Raw genomic sequence first — 25,727 nt, 5'->3', positions numbered from 1 at the left:
TAACTCAGAACATCGCCTTGCCATATTCCATGTCAGACGTGCCAAAATATTTCGCAATCGTCTGGCCGATGTCCGCGAAGGTTTCACGGTGACCCAGCGAGCCCGGTTTCACTTTCGGGCCGTACACCAGCACCGGAATGTGCTCACGGGTGTGGTCAGTACCGGTCCAGGTTGGGTCACAGCCGTGGTCAGCGGTCAGGATCAGAATGTCATCTTCACCCACCAGCTCCATCAGCTCTGGCAGACGACGGTCGAACAGCTCCAGACCGGCCGCATAACCCGCCACGTCGCGACGGTGGCCCCAGGAGGAGTCGAAGTCGACGAAGTTGGTGAAGACGATGGTGTTATTACCCGCTTCTTTCATCTCTTTGACGGTCGCGTCAAACAGCGCATCCAGGCCGGTGGCTTTCACCTTTTTGGTGATACCGCAGTTGGCGTAGATATCGGCGATTTTACCCACGGAAACCACGTGACCGCCTTTCTCATCAACCAGTTTCTGCAGCACGGTAGGTGCCGGTGGCTCAACGGCCAGGTCGTGACGGTTACCGGTACGCTGGAAGTTACCCGCTTTGTCGCCGATAAACGGACGCGCGATAACACGACCAATGTTGTAGCCGCCTTCGGTCAGCTCTTCACGGGCGATTTCGCACAGCTCGTACAGTTTATCCAGGCCAAACGTCTCTTCGTGGCAGGCAATCTGGAATACGGAGTCAGCAGAGGTGTAGAAAATCGGCTTACCGGTTTTCATGTGCTCTTCGCCGAGCTGATCCAGAATCACAGTACCGGAAGAGTGGCAGTTACCGAGGTAGCCCGGCAGGTTGGCGCGTTTCACCAGCTTATCGAGCAGCTCCTGCGGGAAGCTGTTCTCGTGATCGGAGAAGTAGCCCCAGTCAAACAGAACCGGCACACCGGCGATTTCCCAATGTCCAGACGGGGTGTCTTTACCGGAAGAGAGCTCATGCGCCCAGGCGTAAGCGCCCACCACTTCCGCGTTGCCGTCCATACCGGCAGCGATTTTACCGGTAGAACCTTCATGCGCTTTCACCAGACCGAGGCGGGTCAGATTGGGCAGAGTCAGAGGGCCTTTACGACCGTTGTCCGCTTCGCCTTTCGCACAGGCTTCCGCGATGTGACCCATGGTATCGGAACCCACGTCACCAAAACGTTCTGCATCTTCGGTTGCGCCGATGCCGAATGAGTCCAGCACCATAATAAATGCACGTTTCATAATTGTTCTCCGTACGTAGTGCTAAAAATGATTGATCAGATCAGTATACCGCTATTCGGTGATACGACGATAGACCGAAGGCGAGCTTTCTGGTGCTTTATCAGCAAGCGTAATAGCCGCTTTCACCGCCTTCGCCGCCTCCTGCCAGCTGGCTTCGTCTTTGGCGTGGATCACCGCCAGCGGACGTTCTCCGTCAACGCTGTCGCCCAGACGGGCCATATCGGTAAAGCCAACGCTGTAATCAATGGTGTCCGATGCCTGACGACGGCCGCCGCCCATCGAGACCACCGCCATACCCAGTGCACGGGTGTCCATAGCAGAGACAAAACCTTCGCTATCGGCATAAACGGCTTTGCTGAGCGTCGCGGTCGGCAGGTATTTCGCGTAGTTTTCCACGAAGTCGGTCGGGCCTTTTTGCGCCGCAACCATGCGGCCAAAGATCTCTGCCGCTTTGCCGTTATCCAGCACCGCCTGCAGCTTCGCGCGCGCTTCAGCGTCGTCTTTCGCCAGTTTGCCTGAAATCAGCATCTCGACGCACAGCGCCATGGTCACGTCGAACAGTCGTGGGTTACGGTATTCGCCTGTCAGGAACTGAACGGCTTCGCGCACTTCGACGGCGTTACCGGCGCTGGAGGCCAGCACCTGATTCATGTCCGTCAGCAGTGCGGTGGTGCGCACGCCTGCGCCGTTGGCAACGCCAACGATCGCTTCAGCAAGCTGAGCAGAGAGTTCATAGGTTGGCATAAACGCGCCGCTGCCCACTTTTACGTCCATTACCAGCGCGTCCAGCCCTTCTGCCAGTTTCTTCGCCAGAATAGAGGCGGTGATCAGCGGGATGGAGTCAACGGTTGCGGTGATATCGCGGGTTGCGTAGAAGCGCTTGTCTGCCGGGGCAAGCGAGCTGGTCTGGCCGATGATCGCCACGCCAACGTCTTTAATAATTTCGCGGAAGCGGTTGTCATCCGGGAAGATATCGAAGCCCGGAATGGCTTCCAGTTTGTCGAGCGTACCGCCGGTGTGTCCCAAGCCGCGCCCGGAGATCATCGGGATATAACCGCCGCAGGCCGCCACCATGGGGCCGAGCATCAGAGACGTTACATCGCCTACGCCGCCGGTAGAGTGTTTATCGACAATCGGACCGTTGAGGTTGAGGCTCTTCCAGTCCAGTACGGTTCCTGAATCTCGCATAGCCATGGTCAACGAGACACGCTCAGGCATCGACATATCGTGGAAGAAGATGGTCATCGCCAGGGCTGCAATCTGCCCTTCTGAGATGGTGTTATCTCGAATGCCGTTGATAAAGAAGCGGATCTCTTCGTCGCTTAATGCATGACCATCACGTTTTTTACGAATAATTTCTTGTGCGAGAAACACGGTAACCCCCATGAAGAATCGGGTGAATGATGGCGGGTACGATATACCCGACCACGATCCTGTAGGCCGGGTAAGCGTAGCGCCACCCGGCAATTCAAACTTAGTAGCTGCTGGCGCTCTTACCGTCGCCATGACCCAGCGCTTTCAGCAGGCTTGCCAGCAGGCTGGACGCGCCGAAGCGGTAGTGACGTGAGTCCGCCCACTCTTCGCCGAACAGCTCGTCGGCAATCGCCAGGAACTGCTGCGCGTCTTCCGCAGTACGCACGCCGCCCGCCGGTTTAAAGCCCACGGTTTTGGACACGCCCATATCGCGGATCACTTCCATCATGATGCGCGCGCTTTCCGGGGTCGCATTCACCGGCACTTTACCGGTAGAGGTTTTAATGAAATCCGCACCGGCTTTGATGGAGATTTCGGACGCTTTACGAATCAGCGCTTCTTCTTTCAGTTCGCCAGTTTCGATGATCACTTTCAGCAGCACGTTTGCCGCCGCGCAGGCGTCTTTACAGGCTTTCACCAGGTCAAAGCCCACCTGCTCGTTGCCCGCAATGAGCGCACGGTACGGGAATACCACGTCAACTTCGTCTGCGCCGTAGGCAATCGCCGCGCGGGTTTCCGCCAGCGCGATCTCGATATCGTCGTTGCCGTGCGGGAAGTTAGTTACGGTTGCAATGCGCACGTCCGGGGTACCCTGCTCTTTCAGCGTTTTGCGGGCAATCGGGATAAAGCGCGGATAGATGCAGACAGCGGCAGTGTTGCCCACTGGCGTTTTCGCCTGATGACACAGGGCGATGACTTTTTCATTGGTGTCGTCATCGTTCAGGGTGGTCAGGTCCATCAGTTTCAACGCGCGCAGGCTGCTTGCAGTTAAATCGGTCATAACATTCTCCAACGGCGGTGCCGTATCAATTTTACCTTGCGGGTCTGTGAGTATTCTAACATCCACCCGCATTCACACTTCGACATTCATCACAGTTAATGAAAACTACGTACAAATTTGCATTACTGTAATGAGATCTGCTTCAAACTTTAATGCGTGAACTGCTGACGAATGCAGCGATTCCCCTCGTCAGATCAAAAGCCCTGACGGGATGGCTTCCTACAATCCGTTCATCATCCGCAGAACAATCAAGGAAGCGAACATGTCCCACGCCAGCCCCGACGCCCTGCAACAACGTTGCCAGCACATTGTGACAAGCCCGGTATTAACTCCGGAACAGAAGCGTCATTTTCTGGCGCTGGAAGCGGAAAACAATCTGCCTTATCCGGCACTTCCTGAGGCGGCTCGTGCCGCGCTGGACAAGGGATTTATCTGCGACATGTTTGAAGGCCACGCGCCCTATAAACCCCGTTATGTTCTGCCGGATTACGCAACGTTTCTGGCTAAAGGTTCAGAATGGCTGGAGCTGGAGGGGGCGAAAGATCTGGATGACGCGCTCTCGCTGTTAACCATTCTCTACCATCATGTGCCTTCAGTAACATCAATGCCTGTCTATCTCGGTCACCTTGATGCCTTACTGCAACCCTATGTTAGAATTCTAACACAAGAAGCGATCGATAGCCGAATAAAACGTTTCTGGCGCTATCTCGACAGAACGTTGCCGGACGCCTTTACGCACGTCAACATCGGTCCGGCAGATACCCCCATCACCCGCGCCATTTTGCGTGCCGATGCAGAATTGAAGCAGGCTGCACCGAATCTGACGTTTATTTATGACCCGGACGTGACGCCGGACGATCTCCTGCTTGAGGTGGCAAAAAATATCTGTGAATGCAGCAAACCGCATATTTCCCATGGCCCGGTGAATGATAAAATTTTCACAAAAGGCCGCTATGGCATCGTGAGCTGTTACAACTCGCTGCCGCTGGCGGGCGGCGGCAGTACGCTGGTCCGCCTCAATCTGCGGGCGATTGCTGAACACAGCGCGTCACCCGACGATTTCTTCACGCGTATGTTGCCGCACTACTGCCAGCAACAAATGGCCATCATTGATGCCCGCTGCGCGTTTCTCTATCAACAATCCGGCTTCTTTGAGAATAGCTTCCTGGTGAAAGAGGGGCTGATTGATGCCGATCGCTTTGTACCGATGTTTGGCATGTACGGCATGGCAGAGGCGGTGAATACGCTTTGCGAAAAAGCGGGTATCGACGGCCGTTACGGTAAGAGCGAGCAGGCTAACGCGCTGGGCTATCGCATCAGCGAGCAGCTGGCGGCGTTTGTGGAAAACACGCCGGTTAAATACGGCTGGAAACAGCGTGCGATGCTCCATGCACAGTCGGGAATAAGTTCAGATGTCGGTACCACTCCGGGCGCGCGTCTGCCGTACGGCCACGAGCCGGATCCCATCACTCATCTGCTGGCCGTGGCGCCGCATCACCCGCACTACTCCGCCGGGATCAGCGACATTCTCACGCTGGATGAGACGGTAAAACGCAATCCGCAGGCGGTCGTGCAGCTGTGCCTGGGGGCGTTTAAGGCCGGTATGCGGGAATTTACCGCCAACGTAGCCGGTAACGATCTGGTGCGCGTGACCGGCTATATGGTGCGGCTGTCGGATCTGGCACAGTATCGCGAAGCCGGATCGCGCACCAATACCACCTGGCTTGGCGAAGAAGCCGCACGCAATACCCGGATTCTGGATCGTCAGCCGCGCGTGATTAGCCATGAACAGCAGATGCGCTTTAGTTAGTCAGGTTATCCCCTTCTCCTGCGTGGACGGGCCGGGCAGCCGCCTGGCCCTCTTCCTGCAAGGCTGTAACCTGCGCTGTAAAACCTGCCACAACCCGTGGACCATCGGGCGCTGCAACGACTGCGGCGACTGCGTGCCCCACTGTCCGCACGATGCACTGAACATTCAGGCCGGACGCGTCTGGTGGCAGGAGAGTCGGTGCCAGCAGTGCGATACCTGCCTGCATCTGTGCCAGCAGCAGGCAACGCCAATGGCGCAGCGCCTGAGCGTGGAAGAGATCCTCGCGCAGGTCCGTAAAGCCGCCCCTTTTATTGAAGGGGTTACCGTGAGCGGCGGCGAAGCCACTACCCAGTTGCCGTTTTTGATCGCCCTGTTCACGGCGATCAAAACGGATCCCGCCCTGCGCCACCTTACGTGTCTGGTGGACAGTAACGGTCTGCTGGGGGAAACCGGCTGGCAAAGGCTGCTGCCGGTACTGGATGGCGCGATGGTGGATCTCAAGGCTTGGGGAAACGAACATCACCGCGTGCTGACCGGACGCGAAAACCCGCAGATTAAGCAGAGCATTCGCTGGCTGGCGCAGCATCAGCGGCTGACGGAACTGCGTTTACTGGTGATCCCTGAGCAGTGCGATTATCTGGAGCATCTTAAGCCCCTGACAACATTTATCCTCGGGCTGGGGAATGTGCCGGTGCGCATTAACGCGTTTCACGCGCACGGGGTTTACGGCGAGGCGGCGTCATGGCGCAGCGCTACACCGGAGGACATCGAGCCGCTGGCGCTGGCGCTCGAAAAACAGCACATCACGGTGATCCGCCCGGCACTTTACCTATAGCGTGATGCCAAACAGCGCGCGGGTATTTTCCAGCAGCGCATCTGCAATCTCCGTTTCCGGCTCCTCACGCAGTTCACACAGCGTGGTAAACACGCGTGCCGCCTGTTCCGGGCGGTTCGGCTGCCCCTGGAAACCGTTTAACGGCATATCAGGAGCATCCGTTTCCAGTAACAGAGCGGACAGCGGCAACTGTGCCATTACGTCGCGCGTTTTGCTGGCCCGGGGATAGGTAATGGTACCGCCCACGCCAATCTTATAGCCCAGTTCAATAAAACGCTGCGCCTGCTGCAGGCTACCGGAGAAACCGTGCACCACTCCTTTTCGCGGCAGATCGATGCGTTTCAGGTGCATCGCCAGTTTGTCGTGCGTACGTCGTGAGTGGAGGATCACCGGCAGATCGTGACGCTTTGCCAGCCTGAGTTGGGCATCAAGGATCGTCTGCTGGCGTTCAAACTGCGGATTATCGCGATAGAGATCGAGGCCGATCTCACCCATCGCGACCAGTTTGTTTTCGCGGGTTTGCAGCGCCGCATCCAGTACGTCGAGATGTTCGTCCAGATGGTGTTCTATCACTATAGGATGCAGACCCAGCGCGGCGTACAGCGCATCATGGCGGCGGGCGAGATCAAGCACACGCTCGAATCTGTCCACTTCGATTGCAGGCACAATCATCGCGTGGATACCCGCCTGAGCGGCGCGCTCAATGCTCTGCGTCTCGTCCCCCGTAAACGGCGGAAAATCAAAGTGGCAGTGGGTATCAACAAAACGGTGCGTCACGCCAGATCCTCGTTATCCAGTAAAGCGTCATTCGCCTGCGGGACATCCACCAGTGGCACGGTCAGCGGATCGTTAGCCACAATCGCAGGCGGCGTAATAATGTGTTTGTGCCGCTGCAGCGGCGGTTGCTCTGCCAGCATTTTTCCAACCGTCGCCAGGAAGTAGCGTCCGCACAGTCGCCCCGTTTTATAATCTGCACGCAGCGCGGGAACACGGCTGCCGAGCGCCATACTGACCAGCGGTTTCGGCGGATAAATTTCAAAAATACGCAGCTTACCTGGCGGTTTTTCGATAAAGCGTTGCATCGCGCCGTAGGTGGTTTCATGCTGCTTCGCGATATTCACCAGCGGCTGCAGACTGCTGTCGCCCAACCAGCGCTCCATCCGTTTAAACCACTGCGGCGTGTAGTACATTTGCGACGGCACAGTGCGGATCACCACAATGGTTTTTGCCCCCCGCCGGGCCGCTTCCTGCACCGGCACCGCGTCACTGATGCCGCCGTCGAGATAGCTGATGCCGTCCAGCAGCGCGCCGGTCCGATAAAAGCCGGGAATGGCGCTGGAGGCACGGATGATATCCAGCCAGTTCTCTTTTTGCGGAGAGAAATAGCCCGGGGAATAATCATCGCCCCGGCTGGCGCACATCCAGAACGCTTTGCCGCTATCAAACAGGCGTGCGGCGGTATCCATCGCCAGCGGCATCTGGCTGGAGGTGGATTCCAGCAGCCAGTCGAGATCGATCAGGTTGCCGCCGCGCACAAAGCGCACCGGGTTAAAAAATTCTTTCGCCGTGGTGTAGCGCATAATGACTTTTCGCGCGTAGCCGGGCTGGTTACAGACATAGGCAGACAGGTTCTGCGCCCCGGCAGACGTGCCGAAGTAAAGGTCAAACGGGTTGAATTGCGCGCGCATAAATTCATCCAGCACGCCGGCGGTAAAAATGCCGCGCTGCCCGCCCCCCTCGCAAACCAGCGCAAGTTGACCAGCACGAAACGGTTTTAACGTCAGCGGCGCAATATTGCCGAGCGTAACGGGAATTCGTTGCCCCACCTCTGCTTTCCTGTTTTGATTATTTTCTCTCTCCACAGTAACGCACCCGACCAGCAACGCAAATAAGAAAAAGCCAGTCATCACGACTGGCTTTTTTTTGTTTAAGGAATATTGCGTTTGCTACGGACGTCTGCGTCCCGTAAACAGGCTCACCAGGAACAGGATGATACCGACAACGAAGACAATTTTAGCTGCCCAGGCCGCTGTACCCGCCAGTCCGCCAAAGCCCAAAGCGGCGGCAATTAACGCGATAACCAGAAATATAATGCCCCAACGAAACATAAGCCTCTCCTTTACCATAGTTAATGTCGGCCGCTAAATATGAGCGCTCAGGTCACTCACCGGCGTTTTTCCAGAGTCATTTTTATTTCGCCCGCAGGGCTGGCCTGTCGGGCGAATCGTGCAGGTTTACTTCGTTTTCAGATCGTTTTTAACGCTTTTCACACCATCAATCGCTTTCGCAATGGATTCGGCGCGGTCAATTTGCGCCTGAGAATCTACCGTACCGGAAAGCTGAACCACACCGTCGGTGGTTTCCACTTTGACTTTACGCGATGGCACGATGTCGTCAGCTAACAGTTTAGCTTTGATTTCGCTGGTCGTAGCGGCATCGCCTGCATAGCCTTTCACCGACGCGTTTTTGCTGTCACGGACGTGCAGTTTGTCACTCACAGACGCAACGCCTTCAACACCCTTCGCCACTTTGACGGCCTGTTCGGCCTGGGCCTGGCTTTCAACAAAGCCGCTCAGGGTGACAACTTTTTGCTCGGTTTTTACGGAAATATCGGTGCTCTTGATAGCTTCATCATCTACCAGCGCGGCTTTCACTTTTGCTGTGATTGAGCTGTCATCCATGAAATTACCGACTTTATTCATAGAGCTATCGATTTTTTCCCCTGCGGTATTAGCGGTGTTTTGCGCTTTATCCATGGTGCTGGATTCCGCCAGAGCGGAGCCGCTTACCAGAACGCTACCCAATGTCACCGCCAGCAGAGTTTTAGAAATCTTCAGTCTTGTCATATTCATCGATGTATTCCTGTGTTTTGCCCGTTATTCGGGCTACATACTTCCTTAGTAGTTTTATATATTGCGAATAGACTCACGGGCAAAATGGAGAACCTAAAGTCATGCATTGAACAGTTTATTCATCCACGCCCGGAGCTAAACACTGAGTTAAATATAGATCACTCTCACAGAGGTGCTTTCAGTTTCGGGCAAAAAACGAGCAAAAAGCGCGAAAATGCGATGAATTAAGAACATTCCGCAAGGGACTAATAAGACAGGAAATAAAGAAGAGCACGGCGGCTGCCGTGCTCTGAGAGGGGATTAGTGTTCGCGCGTTTTGCGGAACTGTACGTCAGGATAACGTTCCTGCGTCAGATTCAGGTTAACCATGGTTGGGGCGATATAGGTCAGATTATCACCGCCATCCAGCGCCAGCTGAACTTCGTTCTTACGCTTGAACTCTTCGAATTTCTTCACGTCAGCACATTCAACCCAGCGCGCGGTCGCCACGTTGACCGATTCGTAAATCGCTTCCACGTTGTATTCGCTCTTCAGACGCGCAACCACCACGTCGAACTGCAGCACACCCACCGCACCCACGATCAGATCGTTATTCGCGATTGGACGGAAGACCTGCACAGCACCCTCTTCGGAAAGCTGCACCAGCCCTTTCAGCAACTGTTTCTGCTTCAGCGGATCTTTCAGGCGAATGCGGCGGAACAGCTCTGGCGCGAAGTTCGGAATCCCGGTGAACTTCATCATTTCGCCCTGCGTGAAGGTATCACCGATCTGGATGGTGCCATGATTATGCAGACCGATGATGTCACCCGGATACGCTTCTTCCACGTGCGAACGGTCGCCCGCCATAAAGGTCAGCGCGTCGGAGATCACCACATCTTTACCGATACGCACCTGACGCAGCTTCATACCCTTTTCATACTTGCCGGACACCACGCGCATAAAGGCCACGCGGTCACGGTGTTTCGGGTCCATATTGGCCTGAATTTTAAAGACGAAGCCGGTGAACTTCTCTTCTTTCGCTTCCACTTCACGGGTGTCGGTTTTACGTGGCATCGGCTGCGGCGCCCACTCCACCAGACCGTCGAGCATATGGTCGACGCCGAAGTTACCCAGAGCGGTACCAAAGAAGACCGGGGTAATTTCGCCGCTCAGGAACAGCTCTTTATCGAACTCATGAGATGCGCCTTTCACCAGCTCCAGCTCGTCACGCAGCTGTGCAGCCAGCTCGTCACCCACCGCGGCGTCCAGATCCGGGTTATCCAGACCTTTCACGATGCGTACTTCCTGAATGGTGTGGCCTTTACCTGTCTGATACAGATAGGTTTCGTCTTTATAAAGGTGGTAAACACCTTTAAACAGCTTACCGCAGCCAATTGGCCAGGTGATGGGCGCACAGGCAATCTTCAGCTCGTTTTCCACTTCATCCATCAGCTCCATCGGATCACGGATGTCACGGTCGAGTTTGTTCATAAAGGTGAGGATTGGCGTATCACGCAGACGGGTCACTTCCATCAGCTTACGGGTACGGTCTTCTACACCTTTTGCGGCGTCGATCACCATCAGGCAGCAGTCCACCGCCGTCAGCGTACGGTAGGTATCTTCGGAGAAGTCTTCGTGGCCCGGGGTGTCCAGCAGGTTCACCAGGCAGTCGTGATACGGGAACTGCATCACGGAGGTGGTAATCGAAATACCACGCTGTTTTTCCATCTCCATCCAGTCAGATTTTGCGTGCTGGCTGGAGCCACGGCCCTTTACGGTACCGGCGGTCTGGATGGCCTGTCCGAACAGCAGCACCTTCTCGGTGATGGTGGTTTTACCGGCATCCGGGTGCGAGATAATGGCAAAAGTGCGGCGTTTGGCCACCTCTTGCAGATAAGGAGACAACGTCATAATCAAATCTTCTTATATAAGCGCGACAGCAGGCCGCGCATCATGGAATACGAAAAATGCGGCTATTTTACCCATCAATGGGGGGCAGGCAATCATTGTTTACACAGGAGCTGCTCCAGTTCGTTCAACGACGTTACGGTCCAGGTTGGCTCAATACCTTCTGGCTTCATGCGGCCATGCGCATTCAACCAGACGGTGGACAGACCAGAATTCATGCCGCCCAGAATATCCGACTCTGCGGTATCACCCACCATCAGCACACGGTCGCGATCGGGGTTGCCGGCTTGCGCCAGTGCATAATCAAAAATACGCGGATCCGGCTTCGGCACGCCCACCTCTTCTGAGATCACCAGCGCGTCGAAATGATCGCGCAGGCCCGTGCGCTCAAGGCGAATCTGCTGCAGCGCGGTAAAACCGTTGGTGATGATCCCCAGTTTGACCTTGCCTTTCAGCGAATCAAGCAGGGAAACCGCCCCCGGCAGCGGGGCGCAGATATCGGCCATCGCATTGAGGAATGCCTCGTTTAACGCGCCTGGACTTACATTTAACCGTTCGGCCCAGACATCGAAACGCTGGTGCTGCAGTTGTAACGCGGTGATGGCACCGTTCTGGTAGTCCACCCACAGCGGTTTATTCACCGCCTGATAGTCCTGAAAATCTTCAGCGGTGAAGGTCACGCTATAGTCCAAAAACATCCGCTGTAGACCACCGAACGAATCGAACGTAAAGAGCGTTTCGTCGGCGTCAAAGAAAATCCAGTCCCATTTCATCGTTACAACCTTATTTTTCGTTATCCAATCGGCAGAGCCATAATAATGGCGTCTTCACGTCCCTCTGCGGTCGGGTAGTAGTTACGGCGAATTGTCGCCTCGTTAAAGCCTAAGCTTTCATAGAGCGCGATGGCGGCGACATTTGACGCGCGCACCTCCAGCCACAGGGTGAAAACGTCACGGGTTTCGAGCTCACGAATGAGATGCGTAAGCAGTTCTCTTCCCAGCCCACGGCGTTGAAACGCGGGATCCACCGCGATATTAAACAGCGTGGCCTCATCCAGAACGACCTGGGTTATCGCAAATGCGGCCAGGGTGCCGTCAACGTCCAGGCGGTAATTCAGATACCGTTCGCCCTGATTGCTGGCGAGTGTCTTTTCGCTCCACGGAAACGCATGGGCGCGTGTTTCAATCGCATACGCCGCAGGCAGATCAGGCGTCGTGAGGGAAGAAATCGTGTTCATATTCGCAGATTTGTTGCCATAGCGCGCTTCGCGCTTTTGGGTTGGCTTTCAGCTCTTCCAGCACGGGGGAGCTGATCTGGCTCCCGGAAAGGGATATGTCGTTTGTCTCGCCCATTCGCCAGCAGTTGCAATGGCTGTCAGGAGGAAGCATGGCGACCCTGTCCGGCGTCAGCTGTAAAACCTGGTCGGCCGTCAGCTTCAGGCTGCGAAGGACATCACCAATCAGGGCATCATTCAGGGCAGGCAGTTCTTCCGCCACCATCACCAGACGCACATGCGCAGGGATGGCGATGGCGATTTCACCCTGCAACGCCGTCGGGCGACGCAAGGCCCACTGGGTGATACCCAGCTGCTGCAACTGCCAGTCACGTCGGGATGTCATAGCGAAAACTCCTGTCTCTCAGGCGCGCAAATATAGCAAATGTGTCGAAAGTGCGCCATCTACCTACTATAATCCCCGCCTGAGTTTATTGAGGAACAATTCATGTCTGCATTTACCCCGGCAAGTGAAGTCTTGCTGCGTCACAGTGATGATTTCGAAGAAAGCCGTATTCTGTTTGCCGGAGATATGCAGGATGACCTGCCCGCGCGTTTCGACTGTGCTGAAAGCCGTGCCCATACCCAATACTACCACCACTGGCAGGTGCTGAGCCGCCAGATGGGCGAGCGCGCACGCTTTAGCCTGGTGGCGGAACAGAGTGATGTTGCTGACTGCGACACGCTGATCTACTACTGGCCGAAGAACAAACCGGAAGCGCAGTTCCAGCTGATGAATCTGCTCTCTCTGCTGCCGGTCGGGTGCGATATTTTCGTGGTCGGTGAGAACCGCAGCGGCGTGCGAAGCGCAGAGCAGATGCTGGAAGCGTACGCCCCGCTCAATAAAGTCGACAGCGCCCGTCGCTGCGGCCTGTATCATGGTCGTCTGGAAAACCAGCCTTCCTTTGATGCCGGGACATACTGGGATGCGTATCAGCTTGATGGCCTGACCATTAAAACCCTGCCGGGCGTTTTCAGCCGTGACGGGCTGGACGTGGGCAGTAAGCTGCTGCTCTCCACGCTGACGCCGCACACCAAAGGCAAAGTGCTGGACGTAGGCTGCGGTGCAGGGGTACTGGCCACGGTGCTGGCAAGCCACTCACCAAAAGTCCGCCTGACGCTCTGTGACGTCAGCGCGCCAGCAGTTGAAGCCAGCCGTGCGACGCTTGCCGCAAACGGCTTCGAAGGGGATGTCTTCGCCAGCAACGTCTTCTCGGACGTTACCGGTCGGTTCGACATGATTATTTCAAATCCGCCGTTCCACGATGGCATCGAAACCAGCCTTGAAGCAGCGCAAACGCTGATCCGTGGCGCAGTACGTCACCTGAACAGCGGGGGCGAACTGAGGATCGTCGCCAACGCGTTTCTGCCGTACCCAAAAGTGCTGGATGAAACCTTCGGCTTCCATGAAGTTATCGCGCAAACAGGCCGTTTTAAGGTCTACCGTACCGTGATGACGCGTCAGGCTAAAAAGTAATCCACGGGTATTGTTTGCCGGAGAAGTGCCATCCCCCTCCGGCCATTTTTGCAGCAATCAAAACAACGCGCGCATTTTTCTATTGACGTAAAGCTCAAAACATCTAGAATGCGCCTCCGTGGTTACGATACTTTTACAGTATCGATGGTATGCGAAGGTGGCGGAATTGGTAGACGCGCTAGCTTCAGGTGTTAGTGTCCTTACGGACGTGGGGGTTCAAGTCCCCCCCCTCGCACCATAAATCACGTTGATATTGCTCGCACTGGGCGAAGGTGGCGGAATTGGTAGACGCGCTAGCTTCAGGTGTTAGTGTTCTTACGGACGTGGGGGTTCAAGTCCCCCCCCTCGCACCAACGAGGCGATATCAAAAAGTAAGATAACTGTGCGAAGGTGGCGGAATTGGTAGACGCGCTAGCTTCAGGTGTTAGTGTCCTTACGGACGTGGGGGTTCAAGTCCCCCCCCTCGCACCAATTATCTTGCATCCCCTCTGAAGTCCTTCTTGCTATTCCCTGTTATTTCAAACTCATCAGTATCACCAGAATTCCACTGACCAGCGCGACGCATGATGGCAACAAAACAAAGTGCCGTAATTGCTTATGCCAGATCATCGCTGAGGTCATCAGCAGCCCTGACACAATGATGGCTTTCCAGAGATCAATGGAGAGATCGGCAAACATCAGACCGCCAAGGATGGCTCCCGGCAGTAATACCCCCCAACCACTTCCTAACACCCGGTTCAACATGGTTTGCCCTTTCTAATCGATAATGATAACCAATATCATATGACAAGCATTATCATTTGTCAGCACCGATAATTAAAAACCGTGGCCGTTTACCTTTCCCGTAATGACAGGCATTGTTTAAGGTGATAAATTGCCCACCTGTTAACTACTCATAAAGTTTCTCTGATAATTACTCGTTGATTTTTTTTGCTTCCATTATTGCGAAACAACATCCATTTACCTGTTTTAATTAAATTTTAATAAAAACGCACTACTATGACATCACAATCCTGGCGGTCTTTGGTCAACAGCAAATATCAATTATCGTTACGTTTATTTTTATTTTTGAACGCAACCTCAGCGATGTTCTCGGTAACAAATCCGCTCTATTCTGTTCAGCTGTTATCTTTCCCCCTGCTGGCTATTTTTACGCTCAGCACCGGATTGCTGCTCTGGCACTGGCAAAAGTGTACCCGCAAGATAAATATTCCTGTGGTTTCAGCGATATTCGGTATTTTATGGGCCTGGCAAATCGCCTCAAAATTTTCGTTAATTACGCAGGATCGGGCGACATATTTGATCATGGCGCTATTAACGGTGTTTTTTATCGGTTCGCTGGCATTCGCCATTAATATCAAAGCGTTTACGCTCCACTCATTACCCGCATTTATTGTCTGCCTGTGGTTAAGCCCCTCTGAACACTGGTTGAGAATGATCTACTCTTTCATTCTTCCGGTCGTGGCTATCGGCGTTCACCACGTACTACAAAGACGTAACGATCGCTTCGCTCAGGAGCTCCTCTCCCGGTTACTGGAAGAACGAGAAACCCTGACCGATCTCAGCATGATGGATCCGCTTACCGGCCTGTATAACCGTCGCGGCTTGCAAAGCCGACTGGAGAATCTGCCCGCGGTAGAAAACGGCGAACACTTTGTCCTGCTAATGGATATCGATCACTTCAAGGCCTATAACGACCACTACGGCCATATGATGGGTGACCAGGCGTTAATCCGTGTCTCGGCAGCCATTCGTGATGCCGTACGCTCGCGGGATATTGTGGCGCGGTTTGGCGGAGAAGAGTTTATGGTACTGCTGACGAACATCTCGCTGGAACATGCCCGCCAGACGGCAGAGCGTATTCGTCAGAAAGTATACGACTTAAAAATCCCCCACATGTTCAATGAGCGCGTCGCGACTAACGTCACCATCAGCATTGGTATTGCCATTTTCGAGAATGAAGACGCAGAAGGCGCGCTGGAAAAAGCAGATAAAGCCCTCTACGAAGCAAAGCATCTTGGACGGAATAACATTCTGCTCAGCGAAGAGCTACAGGCGGTTTAAGCACAGCCTCTCTCTCCAGGACAAAAGTCTTGCCATCGGTATGAGCAATAGTTAGGATTGGCAATCATTATCATTTAGATTTCTATCTATTATGGCCACTCATACCGTACAGACTGTTGACCCCCTCCTCTGGCGAGCCCGTCTCACCACGGGAGACTCTTCGCTTGCGGAAGCCATACGCGAAAAGATAGCGGCAACCCGTGCCCATCTGCTGGACTTTATCAAACTGGATGAGCCGCATCCGCACCACGCGATGACGCTGGCACAGTGGCAGCAGCCGGCAAAACGCCAGTCGCTGCTGGCAACCTATTCTGACCATATCTATCGCAATCAACCCACCCTTACGCGGGAAAATAAGCCCCTGCTCTCTCTCTGGGCGCAATGGTATATCGGCCTGATGGCGCCTCCGCTCATGCTGGCATTGCTCACCCAGGAGACCATGCTGGATCTCTCCCCGGAGTATTTTCACGTTGAGTTCCACGAGACGGGGCGTGCGGCCTGCTTCTGGATCGATCTTCACGAAGACCCAACGGCCATGCATCTTTCTGCCACGCAGCGGATGGAGCGGCTCGTGACCCGCGCCCTGATGCCGGTGGTGAATGCTCTGGAAGAGACAGGTGAGATCAACGGGAAGCTTATCTGGAGTAATACCGGCTATTTAATCCACTGGTATTTGACGGAAATGAAGCCCCTGCTCGGTGATGAGAAGGTGGATGCCCTGCGTCAGTCCTTGTTCTTTACGAAACAGCTTGCAGATGGCCGCGATAACCCATTATTCCGTACCGTAGTGCCGCGTGACGGGCTTCTGGTGCGTCGCACCTGCTGCCAGCGCTATCGCCTGCCGGACGTTCAGCAGTGCGGGGATTGTACGCTGAAGTAGTCGTACCCGGCCTGATGCCCTCACCCTGTCCCTCTCCCACAGGGAGAGGGAACAAACACTAAAAACGGCAACTTATGTTGCCGTTTTGCTTTTACCTAGGCCACCTGCTGATTTTCCGCTTCCGCATTACGCTGCGCTTCTTCCGCTTCCTGCTCCAGCAGCTGCTTCTCGTACACTTTGAAGAACGGGAAGTAGATGATGGCTGAGACACACGCAAGCACCACTACCAGAATGGCCGCGCGGAAATCCCAGCCCAGCGCCCATGCGGCGCCCACAGGCGCGGGTGCTGTCCATGGCACAACAGAGATCACGCGGCTTATCAAATCAAACTTCATTGCCGCCCAGGCCAGCACGGCGTTGACCATCGGCGCCAGCAGGAACGGAATAAAGAACACCGGGTTCATGACGATCGGCGTACCAAAAATGACCGGTTCGTTGATGTTAAAGATGCTCGGTACCACGCTCAGACGTCCGATTGAGCGCAGATGGGCTGAACGGCTGCGCAGGTAGCAGAACACCAGCCCCATTGTCGCGCCCGAGCCCCCAATCACGATAAAGAACGTCCAGAACGCCTCCATAAAGATATGGGGAAGAGGCTGGCTTGCCGCCAGGGCGGTCTGGTTAGCCCCGAGATTGGTCAGCCAGAACATCTGCAGCATCCCGGAGACAATTGCCGCCCCGTGGATCCCTGCGAACCACAGTAAATGACCAATCAACACCGCCAGCAGGATGGCAGGCAGAGAATCCGCAGCGGAAACCAGCGGTTTGAAGATTGACATAATGGCCTGCGGGATCAGCATGCCAAACTGAGACTGAATCAACAAACTCAGCGGATAGAGCGTCAGTACGACCACCAGCACCGGGATCAGCAGATCAAAGGAGTTTTTGATCATCGGAGGAACCTGGTCCGGCAGACGAATACCGATATTGTGCGCTTTGAGGAAACGCATCATCTCAACGCAGTAGATTGCTACCAGAATCGCAGTAAAGATCCCCGTGCCTCCCAGGCTGTCTACGGGCAGCGTGCCTTTGGTCTTAGGTGCAGCCACCAACAGAAACGCCATCAGCGACAGCATGGCGCACATGAACGGATCTAACTGATGCGATTTCACATAGTGTTTGCCGAGGTTATAGGCTATGGCCGCACAAATATAAATGGACATAATGCCCATCGTCATATCGAACGGCGTGAGAATCTGGCCTTCAAATTGCTTTGCCATGTCCAGCCAGGCGCGCGCGAAGCCCCAGGTGGTGTCTGGCGAAAACGGTGGGTAAGCAAACACTAACAAAAATGAACCGACAATCATGAAGGGCATCGCGGAGATAAACCCGTCGCGGATAGCCATAACATGACGCTGGGAAGAGATCCGCCCGGCAATGGGACTGACGTAATTTTCAACGAAACGGAATATCAGATTAAACGCAGCATGGTTGGCAGACATAGCAGATCTCCTGTCAGACGTTCGATACGGGCATTTTCACGCCACACGTTGTTCCATAAATCAGCTTCACAACCTTGCTGGCTCGTGTACCAGCGGTACTGCTCAGACGGAATGGTTTCATAATGTGCTCTTATTATTGGATACAGGGGACGTTACGTCCTCAGTATTAATCTCTGATTCACGCTCTGCAACCGGTTACTGTAACCGGTTTCCGTGAATGTGAAGGCGATCCAGAAATCGGCCATGTAGGATATTTGTTACTTAAGAGATATTTACAGCAGATAAATTCTTATGACAGATTACGCAGGATATTTGTCAGGAGGAAACAATGAGTTTGCAGTCTGTACAGCAGTTTTTTGCCGACAACGCGCCGGATATAGAAATCATTGAACTGAGTCAGAGTACCGCGACCGTTGCGCTGGCTGCTGCCGCTCATCGCGTTGAGCCGGGACAAATCGCCAAGACGTTATCGCTAAAAGTAAAAAATGAGGTGATTCTGGTAGTGGCGAAAGGCGATGCGCGTCTGGACAACAAAAAACTAAAAGATACCTTTGGTGCAAAAGCGCGCATGCTCAGTAGTGATGAAGTGGTGACGATTACAGGCCATCCCGTCGGGGGAGTCTGTCCGTTCGGGCTGGAAAACCCACTTTCTGTTTACTGCGATATTTCGTTAAAACAGTACGCGGAAGTGCTGCCCGCCGCAGGTGCCATCCACAGCGCCGTGCGCATTTCTCCAGACCGGATGGCTGAGCTGACGTCCGCAAAGTGGGTCGATGTATGCATTTAATTGATGTGCCAGAATGTATCTGGCGCATCAAAAAATCACCGATTATAAAAATGCCGGCGAGCCTGACACCGAACAGCGCATGTCTCTTGCCGGAAGATGAGTAAGAATATCCGCCGCATCAAGCAACCCTACGTCAGAATTCACCCCCAGTTTCACCATCGCATTAAACTTGTGCGCGCGGATGGTTTTAATATTGCGTTCAAGTTGTGTCGCGATTTCAGGAATGGAAAACCCGAAAGACATATACCGCAATATCGCCCGCTCCGTTGGGCTTAACAATCTGTTTTGATTGACATACCAGTGGTTCAGCATATTGTCATTGATATGATGCGTCTCTCTCAATAGCACCACCAGCTCCTCCTGCAGGTGGCTCAGCGGTACCGATTTACTCACAATGCCATGCAGACGAGAAGGCGACAGATGGCTTATCAGGCGCGCTTCCATGTCATCAGACGCAAGTACAATTCGCTGAATATTGCTATGGGTGAAAGCGAGATCCCGCAGGGAAGCCAGGCAGTTACGACGCTCTTCACGCGCATCCGAGAGCGAATAGATCACCGAGAAAAAAGAGATATTGGTCAGCGCCTTTTTAAAGCTTTCGAACTGACTGAAGAGGTGCAGTCGATAATGGCTGAGCATCGGCATCGCAAAAAGATGCTGCAGCCCAACGGCACTCATTGTGCAATTTTCGATGACAGCGATATGTCCTGGTGTATCGGTTTTTTCCATTCCTCATACTCTCCATAGGCTGACATTAAACTCAGCTCTCTCATTCCCTGTGCACTGTTAATCCAGGCGTACATATCGGCATTGCTGCGCAGCGACAACCGTCGCATCGCACTGTTTTTCTGCGCACTGATCGTTTTGTTGCTCTTCTTGAGCAAGGTAGCAATTTGGTTAATTCCCCAGCCCTTACCTAGCAGGCGTAACACTTTGCGTTCAGAGTGGGTAAGCGCAACAAACGGTTCGTCTTCGGTTTCCGCCTCGGCGGGTTCAGGAGACAATAACGTCTGGCTTATCCGCTCCGCCCGCTCGCTACCTGCACGAATAGCATTAATCACGCCTTCAATCGGCTCCATTTCAGAAAGCAACGTGCTTTCCGGGCGCATAAGCAGTTCCACTGCAATGGGATAAAGGGGACGAGAGACCATAAAAATCCAGTGAATATCCCGGTATTGGTTCAGTAAGTTGTAATATTCTTCTAACGTTCCCCGGGGTTTCCTGTATTCACCTGAAATATCAGCAATAATGACATTAGCCCGGCGAAGCTGAAGTAACGTTAACTCCTGCAGCGAACGACAATAAGTCAATTCAAATTCTGGGAAATGGTTTGCCATAACGCTGCCTAACCCGTTTTGCATAACAGGTACCCTGCTAATAACTACGCCATGTTTACCATTCAATGACAACATAGACCCTCCGTGTCCATTTTTCATTTGATGAGTAGCGTCTAAACGCATCAAGATTTATGTTTTTTCGTCCCTGAGTGTAGACTGATTAATACAAGCAGAAGATGAGATATGTTCTTAGCTTAAGAAAGGCCTAAAACAACGCTAATATCTCACAAAGCGCAATTAAATTTAATTGCAAGAGCATTAAAATAATGAAAATATAAAATAAGAATAACTTAATATAAATATTCTATATTTCGACTCATACAAATTCATCGCATTTATATTTAAACCTCATTCTCTTTCGCGAACCGGGCTGCAACTGTTTGCAGGAATCTTGATCTGACCCAGAGCAAGGGATACCGCACTCTGTGCTAAAAGTAAGCATCAGGGCCAACAGGCAAGCGACTCACCAACACTTCGGGACACTACATGCAGGCAGAAATATCGATGCAGCGTGCCACCACGCGGCTGTGTATTCAGTGCGGACTTTTCCTGCTCCAGCACGGGGCAGAAAGCGCCCTGGTCGAGGAGCTTTCGACGCGTCTGGGGCTGGCATTGGGGATGGATAGCGTCGAAAGCGCGATTTCATCGAACGCTATCGTGCTGACCACCATCAAAGATGGCCAGTGCCTTACCTCTACCCGTAAAAACCACGACCGCGGCATTAATATGCATGTGGTAACCGAAGTGCAGCACATCGTCATTCTGGCTGAACATAAGCTGCTCGACCTGAAAGAGATAGAAAAACGGTTCAACCAAATCAAACCCCTACGTTATCCGCGCTGGCTGGTGGTGTTGATGGTGGGGTTATCGTGCGCCTGTTTTTGTAAGCTCAATAAAGGGGGCTGGGACGGCGCGTTCGTGACCTTCTGCGCCAGCAGCATCGCCATGTATGTACGCCAGGTACTGACGCACCGGCAGTTGCACCCACAAATTAACTTCTGCATCACCGCGTTTGTTGCCACCACGGTGTCGGGGCTGCTGCTGCGCCTGCCGCAGTTTGCCAACACGCCCACCATCGCCATGGCCGCCAGCGTGCTCCTGCTGGTTCCGGGCTTCCCGCTGATTAACGCCGTTGCCGATATGTTTAAAGGGCACATCAATACCGGTCTGGCGCGCTGGGCGATTGCCAGCCTGCTTACGCTGGCAACCTGTATCGGCGTAGTGATGGCCATGACGCTGTGGGGGTTACGCGGATGGGCGTGATAACGTTTCTGCTGGCACTGATGCAGGACATGATCCTGGCCGCCATTCCCGCCGTCGGCTTTGCGATGGTCTTCAACGTCCCGCAGCGCGCTTTGCCATGGTGTGCGCTGCTGGGCGCCATCGGTCATGGCTCGAGAATGATCATGATGACCGCTGGTTTTAACATCGAGTGGTCAACTTTTATGGCCTCCATGCTGGTCGGCAGCATTGGTATTCAGTGGTCGCGCTGGTATCTGGCGCACCCTAAGGTGTTCACCGTCGCGGCCGTCATCCCGATGTTCCCCGGCATTTCAGCCTATACGGCCATGATTTCAGCGGTAAAAATCAGCCACTTTGGCTACACCGAGCCACAGATGATCCTGCTTCTGAGCAACTTTCTTAAGGCCTCATCTATTGTTGGCGCACTCTCGATCGGGTTGTCGATCCCGGGGCTGTGGCTTTACCGCAAACGCCCGCGCGTTTGATGTTTGTGTTATTTCGCTGCCATGGGGATAATCTTTCTATTCCGTTTAGTGACGATAAGGAAAGGATGTGGCAAACCCTGGCAGCGAACTCCCTGAGCACAGTGAAGAATCCAGCCTGAAGGAAAAAATCTTTCAGAGCGCTATCGCCCTTTTTGCCGAATATGGGTTGAACGGCGCCCGCATGGAGCAGATCGCAGAGAAAGCAGGCACCACTAAACGGATGGTGGTTTACCATTTTAAGAACAAAGAAAATCTGTACCTTCTCGTTCTTGAGTACGTCTACACCCGGATCCGCGCCAGTGAAAAAGCGCTCAGCCTTGCAGACATACCGCCGGTTGAAGCGCTGGTGCACCTGGTGGAAGCCACCTTTGACTACCACGCAGACCACCCGGATTACATTCGTATTATCTGCATGGAGAACATGCAGCGTGGTCGCTTTATGCAGCAATCCAGCTACCTGCGCCAGGTCAACCGCAGCGCGCTCGACCTGCTCGACGATATCCTGCGGCGCGGAAAAGAAAAGCAGCTGTTCAGCCAGACGGTTGACTCGCGGGATCTTCACCGCCTGATCAGCAGCTTCAGCTTCCACTATGTTGCCAACAGCTACACCTTTACGCTGCTGTTTGAAGAGGGAGCAGACGAGCAGGCTCAGCGCCAGCACTACCGGAAAATGGCCGTTCAGGTGGCGCTTCGTTATACCTGTCCATAAAATTGCTTGCAATTATATCGTGCACTATCTATATTCAACTCATGAACGCAAAAACGAACGACACCACCAACGCGCTTCTGCTGGATAACCAGCTCTGTTTTGCCCTCTATTCGGCAAACCTGGCGCTTAACAAGCTGTACCGGCAACTGCTGGCGCCGCTTAACCTGACCTACCCGCAATACCTGGTGATGCTGGTACTGTGGGAGCAGGATGATATTACGGTGTCGGACATCGGTGAGCGGCTGTTCCTTGACTCTGCCACCCTGACGCCGCTGTTGAAGCGTCTGGAAAGCGCCGGGCTGATCAACCGTCAGCGTTCGCGTAAAGACGAACGCCAGGTTGCCGTCACGCTGAGCGATGCGGGACGTGAGCTGCAGCAGCAGGCCTCCGGGATCCCCCACGCGGTGGGATGCGCAGCGCAATGTGACACTGACACCATGCTGGCACTCAAGCAGCAGCTTGAAATTTTGCGACATCAGTTACATCACGCGTAAGGCTATACTTTACGCGTATTTATTTACCCAAATACATCGCGTGCTATTTAATAGCGCACACTAACGTAAAATGAGGAACCTGCCATGTCTTTAGAAAAAGTTGTCTACACTGCCAAAGCAAAAGCGACCGGAGGCCGTGACGGCCGCGCAACCTCTTCCGATGGCGTCCTGGACGTCAAACTGGGTGTGCCAAAAGAGATGGGCGGCATGGGTGGCGAAGTGACCAACCCTGAACAGCTGTTTGCTGCCGGCTACTCTGCCTGTTTCCTGGGGGCGATGAAATTTGTGGCTGCGCGCGACAAATTTACGCTGCCAAAAGAGGCCTTCATTGAAGGTGAAGTGGGAATTGGTCCACTGCCAACCGGTTTTGGTATCGAAGCAAAACTGAACATTCACGTTGAAGGCATGGATCCTGCAGAAGCCAAAAAACTGGTGGATGCCGCGCACATTGTGTGCCCGTACTCTAACGCGACCCGCGGCAACATCGACGTGACCCTGAATATCATCGCGTGATAAATGCCTGATGGCGCTGCGCTTATCAGGCCTACGACTGTAGCCCCGGTAAGCGCAGCGCCACCGGGGAAATCCCCTCCATTCCCTCATCCTCTCTGTGCTACCATAAGCCCATATCACGCCCGTAGTAATCAGTAGAGAAAGCGTTATGTCCTCCAGAATTCTGACCACCAGCATTGCTGGTATTGATGCCTTTATGCGCGATCCCCGCGGTGTGTTGACGCACGCCGAAGGCGGCACGCTTGCAGTGTTGGCCGATAACGCCCCGGCGTTTTACGCCCTCACCCCGGAGCGTCTGGCGCAGCTTCTGGAGATAGAAGCGCGGTTGTCGCGCCCGGCAAGTGACGTCACGCTCGATAACCAGTTCTTTGAAGAGCCGGGTAACGCCCCCGTCACGGTGCCGATGGGGAAATTTGCCCTGTACGCGGGCTGGCATCCGGATGTGGATTTCCAGCGGCAGGCGGCATTGTGGGGCATTGCGCTGACGCAACCGGCTACCCCTGAGGAGCTTGCCGCCTTTATTGCCTGGTGGCAGGCAGAAGGCAAAGTCTTTACCCACATTCAGTGGCAGCAAAAGCTCGCCCGCCATCTGCAAATTAACCGCGCCAGCAATAACGGCCAGCCAAAACGCGATATCAACGCTTTTTCAGAACCGGATAAACAGATCCCTAATGGATTCCGAGGTGCGAAATGAAAAACGTCGGCGACCTGATGAAACGACTGCAAAAGATGATGCCAGCCAATGTGAAACCTGCCTTCACAACGGGTGAAGAACTTCTGGCGTGGCAAAAAGAACAGGGTGAGATTCGCGCTGCCGCCCTCGCCCGCGAAAACCGGGCGATGAAAATGCAGCGTACCTTTAACCGCTCCGGTATTCGCCCCCTGCATCAGAACTGCTCATTCGATAACTATAAAATTGAGACCCACGGGCAGATGAACGCCCTGGCCGCCGCCCGGCAGTACGTGGACGAATTCGACGGCAACATCGCCAGCTTTATCTTCAGCGGTAAGCCCGGCACCGGTAAAAATCACCTGGCCGCCGCCATCTGCAACGAACTGCTTCTGCGCGGGAAATCGGTGTTAATCATTACCGTGGCCGATATCATGTCTGCCATGAAAGATACCTTCAGCAACCGTGAAACCAGCGAAGAGCAGCTGCTTAACGATCTGAGCAATGTGGATTTGCTGGTTATTGACGAGATTGGTGTTCAAACCGAATCCCGCTATGAAAAGGTGATCATTAACCAGATTGTCGATCGCCGCTCTTCTTCCAAGCGTCCCACCGGCATGCTGACCAACCACAATATCGACGAGATGACCCGCTTACTGGGCGAGCGCGTGATGGATCGCATGAAGCTGGGCAACAGCCTCTACGTTATCTTTGACTGGGAAAGCTATCGCAGCCGCGTCACCGGTAAAGAGTATTAAGACAGTTCCAGGAATCGCCGCCGGAGCGGAGGTATATACTGGACCCATTCCGGCCCAAAACGGACCTTTTTGAGAAAGCCATTATGAAAAAACAGATTCTTTTCAGCACACTTTTAGGCGCACTGCTGGTCACCGGCATGGCCCATGCCGCGTCATGGCAGGAGTCCCTCTCCAGCGCCGCCAGCGAACTCACCAAAGAGAGCGGCAGCACTCAGGGCGGGCTGTCAGCCTCTTCCCTCACCAGCCTGCTGGGCAATAGCTCCCAGAGTCTGAGTGCCGGCACCATGAACAACGCAGCAGGCATCCTGGAATACTGTGCGAAGCAAAAGCTGGCTTCCGTGACCGATGCGCAAAATGTGAAAAACCAGGTGCTCGGCAAGCTGGGTCTGGACACCCAGGAGCAGAAAGCCGACACCAACTACATGGACGGCATTCAGGGTCTGCTGAACGCGCAAAATGGTCAGCAGCTGAATCTGAGCACCCTTGGCAACTCATCTCTGGCGAAACAGGTGAAAACCAAAGCCTGCGATCTGGTGCTGAAACAAGGCGTTAATTTCATCTCCTGATCGGCCCCATTTCCTGCCACAACACGCCGCGTTTAATACGTTAGTCTTGCAACGCGGCGTGAAACCGGCATTTTCCCCTTCTGCCCTCGTCTCAGCATCCGTACAGCAGGATGCGACCGCCTTCAAAAAAACGATTTTCTAAACCAATTCCTAACAACGGCACA

Annotated in this window: 29 protein-coding genes and 3 tRNA genes; 17 read left to right on the top strand and 15 right to left on the bottom strand. The window is 54.0% G+C overall.

The window, feature by feature from the left end; all coding sequences use genetic code 11:
- Window positions 1–4: 4 nt before the first annotated feature.
- The 3 genes from deoB to deoC all read right to left on the bottom strand — a co-directional run bounded on the left by deoB (window position 5) and on the right by deoC (window position 3,482).
- Window positions 5–1,228, bottom strand: a complete 1,224-nt coding sequence (gene deoB, locus AX755_RS06825) for a phosphopentomutase (protein ID WP_062856517.1) — start codon at window positions 1,226–1,228, stop codon at window positions 5–7.
- Between the two features lie 51 nt (window positions 1,229–1,279).
- Window positions 1,280–2,602 (bottom strand): thymidine phosphorylase, encoded by a 1,323-nt coding sequence (gene deoA / locus AX755_RS06820; protein WP_013095490.1) that lies wholly within the window; start codon window positions 2,600–2,602, stop codon window positions 1,280–1,282.
- 100 nt (window positions 2,603–2,702) lie between these two features.
- Window positions 2,703–3,482: a deoxyribose-phosphate aldolase gene (gene deoC / locus AX755_RS06815; protein WP_013095489.1), complete on the bottom strand. Its 780-nt coding sequence runs from the start codon at window positions 3,480–3,482 to the stop codon at window positions 2,703–2,705.
- Between the two features lie 262 nt (window positions 3,483–3,744).
- Here deoC and AX755_RS06810 point away from each other — a divergent pair, with 262 nt between their 5' ends.
- A complete protein-coding gene (locus AX755_RS06810) occupies window positions 3,745–5,292 on the top strand; it encodes a YjjI family glycine radical enzyme (protein ID WP_062856516.1) in 1,548 nt (515 codons plus the stop codon).
- Complete coding sequence (locus AX755_RS06805; protein ID WP_029882665.1) at window positions 5,267–6,127, top strand: YjjW family glycine radical enzyme activase; 861 nt, start codon at window positions 5,267–5,269, stop codon at window positions 6,125–6,127. Before AX755_RS06810 ends, AX755_RS06805 begins: the two co-directional genes overlap by 26 nt.
- Here AX755_RS06805 and AX755_RS06800 read toward each other — a convergent pair.
- The 8 genes from AX755_RS06800 to AX755_RS06765 form a co-directional block, all read right to left on the bottom strand.
- A complete protein-coding gene (locus AX755_RS06800; protein WP_023621924.1) occupies window positions 6,122–6,904 on the bottom strand; it encodes a TatD family hydrolase in 783 nt (260 codons plus the stop codon). The genes AX755_RS06805 and AX755_RS06800 overlap by 6 nt on opposite strands.
- Complete coding sequence (locus AX755_RS06795) at window positions 6,901–7,953, bottom strand: patatin-like phospholipase family protein (protein ID WP_058661985.1); 1,053 nt, start codon at window positions 7,951–7,953, stop codon at window positions 6,901–6,903. Before AX755_RS06795 ends, AX755_RS06800 begins: the two co-directional genes overlap by 4 nt.
- 120 nt (window positions 7,954–8,073) lie before the next feature.
- A complete protein-coding gene (locus tag AX755_RS06790) occupies window positions 8,074–8,235 on the bottom strand; it encodes a DUF1328 domain-containing protein (RefSeq protein ID WP_003856556.1) in 162 nt (53 codons plus the stop codon).
- 126 nt (window positions 8,236–8,361) lie between these two features.
- Window positions 8,362–8,979 (bottom strand): molecular chaperone OsmY, encoded by a 618-nt coding sequence (gene osmY / locus AX755_RS06785; RefSeq protein ID WP_013095484.1) that lies wholly within the window; start codon window positions 8,977–8,979, stop codon window positions 8,362–8,364.
- Window positions 8,980–9,279: 300 nt separating this feature from the next.
- Window positions 9,280–10,869, bottom strand: a complete 1,590-nt coding sequence (gene prfC / locus AX755_RS06780; RefSeq protein WP_023621922.1) for a peptide chain release factor 3 — start codon at window positions 10,867–10,869, stop codon at window positions 9,280–9,282.
- Window positions 10,870–10,961: 92 nt separating this feature from the next.
- Window positions 10,962–11,639 (bottom strand): pyrimidine 5'-nucleotidase, encoded by a 678-nt coding sequence (yjjG, locus tag AX755_RS06775; protein ID WP_045292816.1) that lies wholly within the window; start codon window positions 11,637–11,639, stop codon window positions 10,962–10,964.
- Window positions 11,640–11,659: 20 nt separating this feature from the next.
- Window positions 11,660–12,103, bottom strand: coding sequence for a ribosomal protein S18-alanine N-acetyltransferase (gene rimI / locus AX755_RS06770; RefSeq protein ID WP_013095481.1), 444 nt, complete (start codon window positions 12,101–12,103; stop codon window positions 11,660–11,662).
- On the bottom strand, window positions 12,072–12,485 hold the full coding sequence (locus AX755_RS06765) for a DNA polymerase III subunit psi (RefSeq protein ID WP_013095480.1): 414 nt from the start codon (window positions 12,483–12,485) through the stop codon (window positions 12,072–12,074). The genes rimI and AX755_RS06765 overlap by 32 nt, the downstream gene beginning before the upstream one ends.
- Window positions 12,486–12,587: 102 nt before the next feature.
- Between AX755_RS06765 and rsmC the strand changes: the two genes are divergently transcribed.
- The 4 genes from rsmC (at window position 12,588) to AX755_RS06745 (ending at window position 14,087) form a co-directional block, all read left to right on the top strand.
- Window positions 12,588–13,616, top strand: coding sequence for a 16S rRNA (guanine(1207)-N(2))-methyltransferase RsmC (gene rsmC / locus AX755_RS06760; protein ID WP_013095479.1), 1,029 nt, complete (start codon window positions 12,588–12,590; stop codon window positions 13,614–13,616).
- A gap of 151 nt (window positions 13,617–13,767) precedes the next feature.
- Window positions 13,768–13,854: transfer RNA gene (locus AX755_RS06755), tRNA-Leu, on the top strand.
- A 28-nt stretch (window positions 13,855–13,882) separates the two neighbouring features.
- Window positions 13,883–13,969 (top strand) — tRNA-Leu (locus AX755_RS06750).
- A gap of 31 nt (window positions 13,970–14,000) precedes the next feature.
- Window positions 14,001–14,087, top strand: a tRNA-Leu gene (locus AX755_RS06745).
- A gap of 42 nt (window positions 14,088–14,129) precedes the next feature.
- On the opposite strand, the gene AX755_RS06740 is transcribed toward AX755_RS06745, so the two are convergent.
- Window positions 14,130–14,360: a DUF1435 domain-containing protein gene (locus AX755_RS06740; protein ID WP_062676641.1), complete on the bottom strand. Its 231-nt coding sequence runs from the start codon at window positions 14,358–14,360 to the stop codon at window positions 14,130–14,132.
- 255 nt (window positions 14,361–14,615) lie between these two features.
- Here AX755_RS06740 and AX755_RS06735 point away from each other — a divergent pair, with 255 nt between their 5' ends.
- Both AX755_RS06735 and fhuF read left to right on the top strand, forming a co-directional pair.
- The gene (locus tag AX755_RS06735; protein ID WP_062856515.1) at window positions 14,616–15,680 is read left to right on the top strand and encodes a GGDEF domain-containing protein; all 1,065 of its coding nucleotides are present in this window, start codon (window positions 14,616–14,618) and stop codon (window positions 15,678–15,680) included.
- Window positions 15,681–15,771: 91 nt separating this feature from the next.
- Window positions 15,772–16,560: a siderophore-iron reductase FhuF gene (gene fhuF / locus AX755_RS06730; protein WP_058681500.1), complete on the top strand. Its 789-nt coding sequence runs from the start codon at window positions 15,772–15,774 to the stop codon at window positions 16,558–16,560.
- Window positions 16,561–16,655: 95 nt separating this feature from the next.
- On the opposite strand, the gene AX755_RS06725 is transcribed toward fhuF, so the two are convergent.
- Entirely contained in the window at window positions 16,656–18,002 is a 1,347-nt protein-coding gene (locus AX755_RS06725; RefSeq protein ID WP_013095475.1) for a PTS cellobiose transporter subunit IIC, read from the bottom strand.
- Window positions 18,003–18,330: 328 nt separating this feature from the next.
- Here AX755_RS06725 and AX755_RS06720 point away from each other — a divergent pair, with 328 nt between their 5' ends.
- Window positions 18,331–18,789, top strand: coding sequence for a YbaK/EbsC family protein (locus AX755_RS06720; protein WP_013095474.1), 459 nt, complete (start codon window positions 18,331–18,333; stop codon window positions 18,787–18,789).
- Window positions 18,790–18,831: 42 nt separating this feature from the next.
- Here the strand turns inward: AX755_RS06720 and bglJ are convergent, their stop codons facing one another.
- A complete protein-coding gene (gene bglJ, locus AX755_RS06715) occupies window positions 18,832–19,467 on the bottom strand; it encodes a DNA-binding transcriptional activator BglJ (protein ID WP_062856514.1) in 636 nt (211 codons plus the stop codon).
- Complete coding sequence (locus AX755_RS06710; protein WP_020688833.1) at window positions 19,464–20,201, bottom strand: helix-turn-helix transcriptional regulator; 738 nt, start codon at window positions 20,199–20,201, stop codon at window positions 19,464–19,466. Before AX755_RS06710 ends, bglJ begins: the two co-directional genes overlap by 4 nt.
- A 411-nt stretch (window positions 20,202–20,612) precedes the next feature.
- On the opposite strand from AX755_RS06710, the gene AX755_RS06705 reads away from it, so the two are divergent.
- The 8 genes from AX755_RS06705 to AX755_RS06670 all read left to right on the top strand — a co-directional run bounded on the left by AX755_RS06705 (window position 20,613) and on the right by AX755_RS06670 (window position 25,563).
- Entirely contained in the window at window positions 20,613–21,389 is a 777-nt protein-coding gene (locus AX755_RS06705; protein ID WP_029882175.1) for a threonine/serine ThrE exporter family protein, read from the top strand.
- On the top strand, window positions 21,380–21,853 hold the full coding sequence (locus tag AX755_RS06700) for a threonine/serine exporter (protein WP_013095466.1): 474 nt from the start codon (window positions 21,380–21,382) through the stop codon (window positions 21,851–21,853). Before AX755_RS06705 ends, AX755_RS06700 begins: the two co-directional genes overlap by 10 nt.
- 67 nt (window positions 21,854–21,920) lie before the next feature.
- On the top strand, window positions 21,921–22,562 hold the full coding sequence (locus tag AX755_RS06695; protein WP_062856513.1) for a TetR family transcriptional regulator: 642 nt from the start codon (window positions 21,921–21,923) through the stop codon (window positions 22,560–22,562).
- Between the two features lie 41 nt (window positions 22,563–22,603).
- Window positions 22,604–23,056 carry a MarR family winged helix-turn-helix transcriptional regulator gene (locus AX755_RS06690; protein WP_038981282.1) on the top strand — a complete coding sequence of 151 codons (453 nt, stop codon included), beginning with the start codon at window positions 22,604–22,606 and terminating at the stop codon, window positions 23,054–23,056.
- An 84-nt stretch (window positions 23,057–23,140) separates the two neighbouring features.
- Window positions 23,141–23,569 carry an organic hydroperoxide resistance protein gene (locus tag AX755_RS06685; RefSeq protein ID WP_013095463.1) on the top strand — a complete coding sequence of 143 codons (429 nt, stop codon included), beginning with the start codon at window positions 23,141–23,143 and terminating at the stop codon, window positions 23,567–23,569.
- 148 nt (window positions 23,570–23,717) lie between these two features.
- Window positions 23,718–24,263: a primosomal protein DnaT gene (gene dnaT / locus AX755_RS06680; RefSeq protein ID WP_014830554.1), complete on the top strand. Its 546-nt coding sequence runs from the start codon at window positions 23,718–23,720 to the stop codon at window positions 24,261–24,263.
- Entirely contained in the window at window positions 24,260–24,997 is a 738-nt protein-coding gene (dnaC, locus tag AX755_RS06675; RefSeq protein WP_023620778.1) for a DNA replication protein DnaC, read from the top strand. The genes dnaT and dnaC overlap by 4 nt, the downstream gene beginning before the upstream one ends.
- 83 nt (window positions 24,998–25,080) lie before the next feature.
- On the top strand, window positions 25,081–25,563 hold the full coding sequence (locus AX755_RS06670) for a DUF2501 domain-containing protein (RefSeq protein ID WP_013095460.1): 483 nt from the start codon (window positions 25,081–25,083) through the stop codon (window positions 25,561–25,563).
- Window positions 25,564–25,727: the final 164 nt, after the last annotated feature.

The organism is Enterobacter sp. SENG-6 (assembly GCF_001605945.1).
Lineage (GTDB): Bacteria > Pseudomonadota > Gammaproteobacteria > Enterobacterales > Enterobacteriaceae > Enterobacter > Enterobacter cloacae.
The sequence above is the reverse complement of the archived record's forward strand: the minus strand, read 5'-3'. Positions and strand labels throughout refer to the sequence as shown.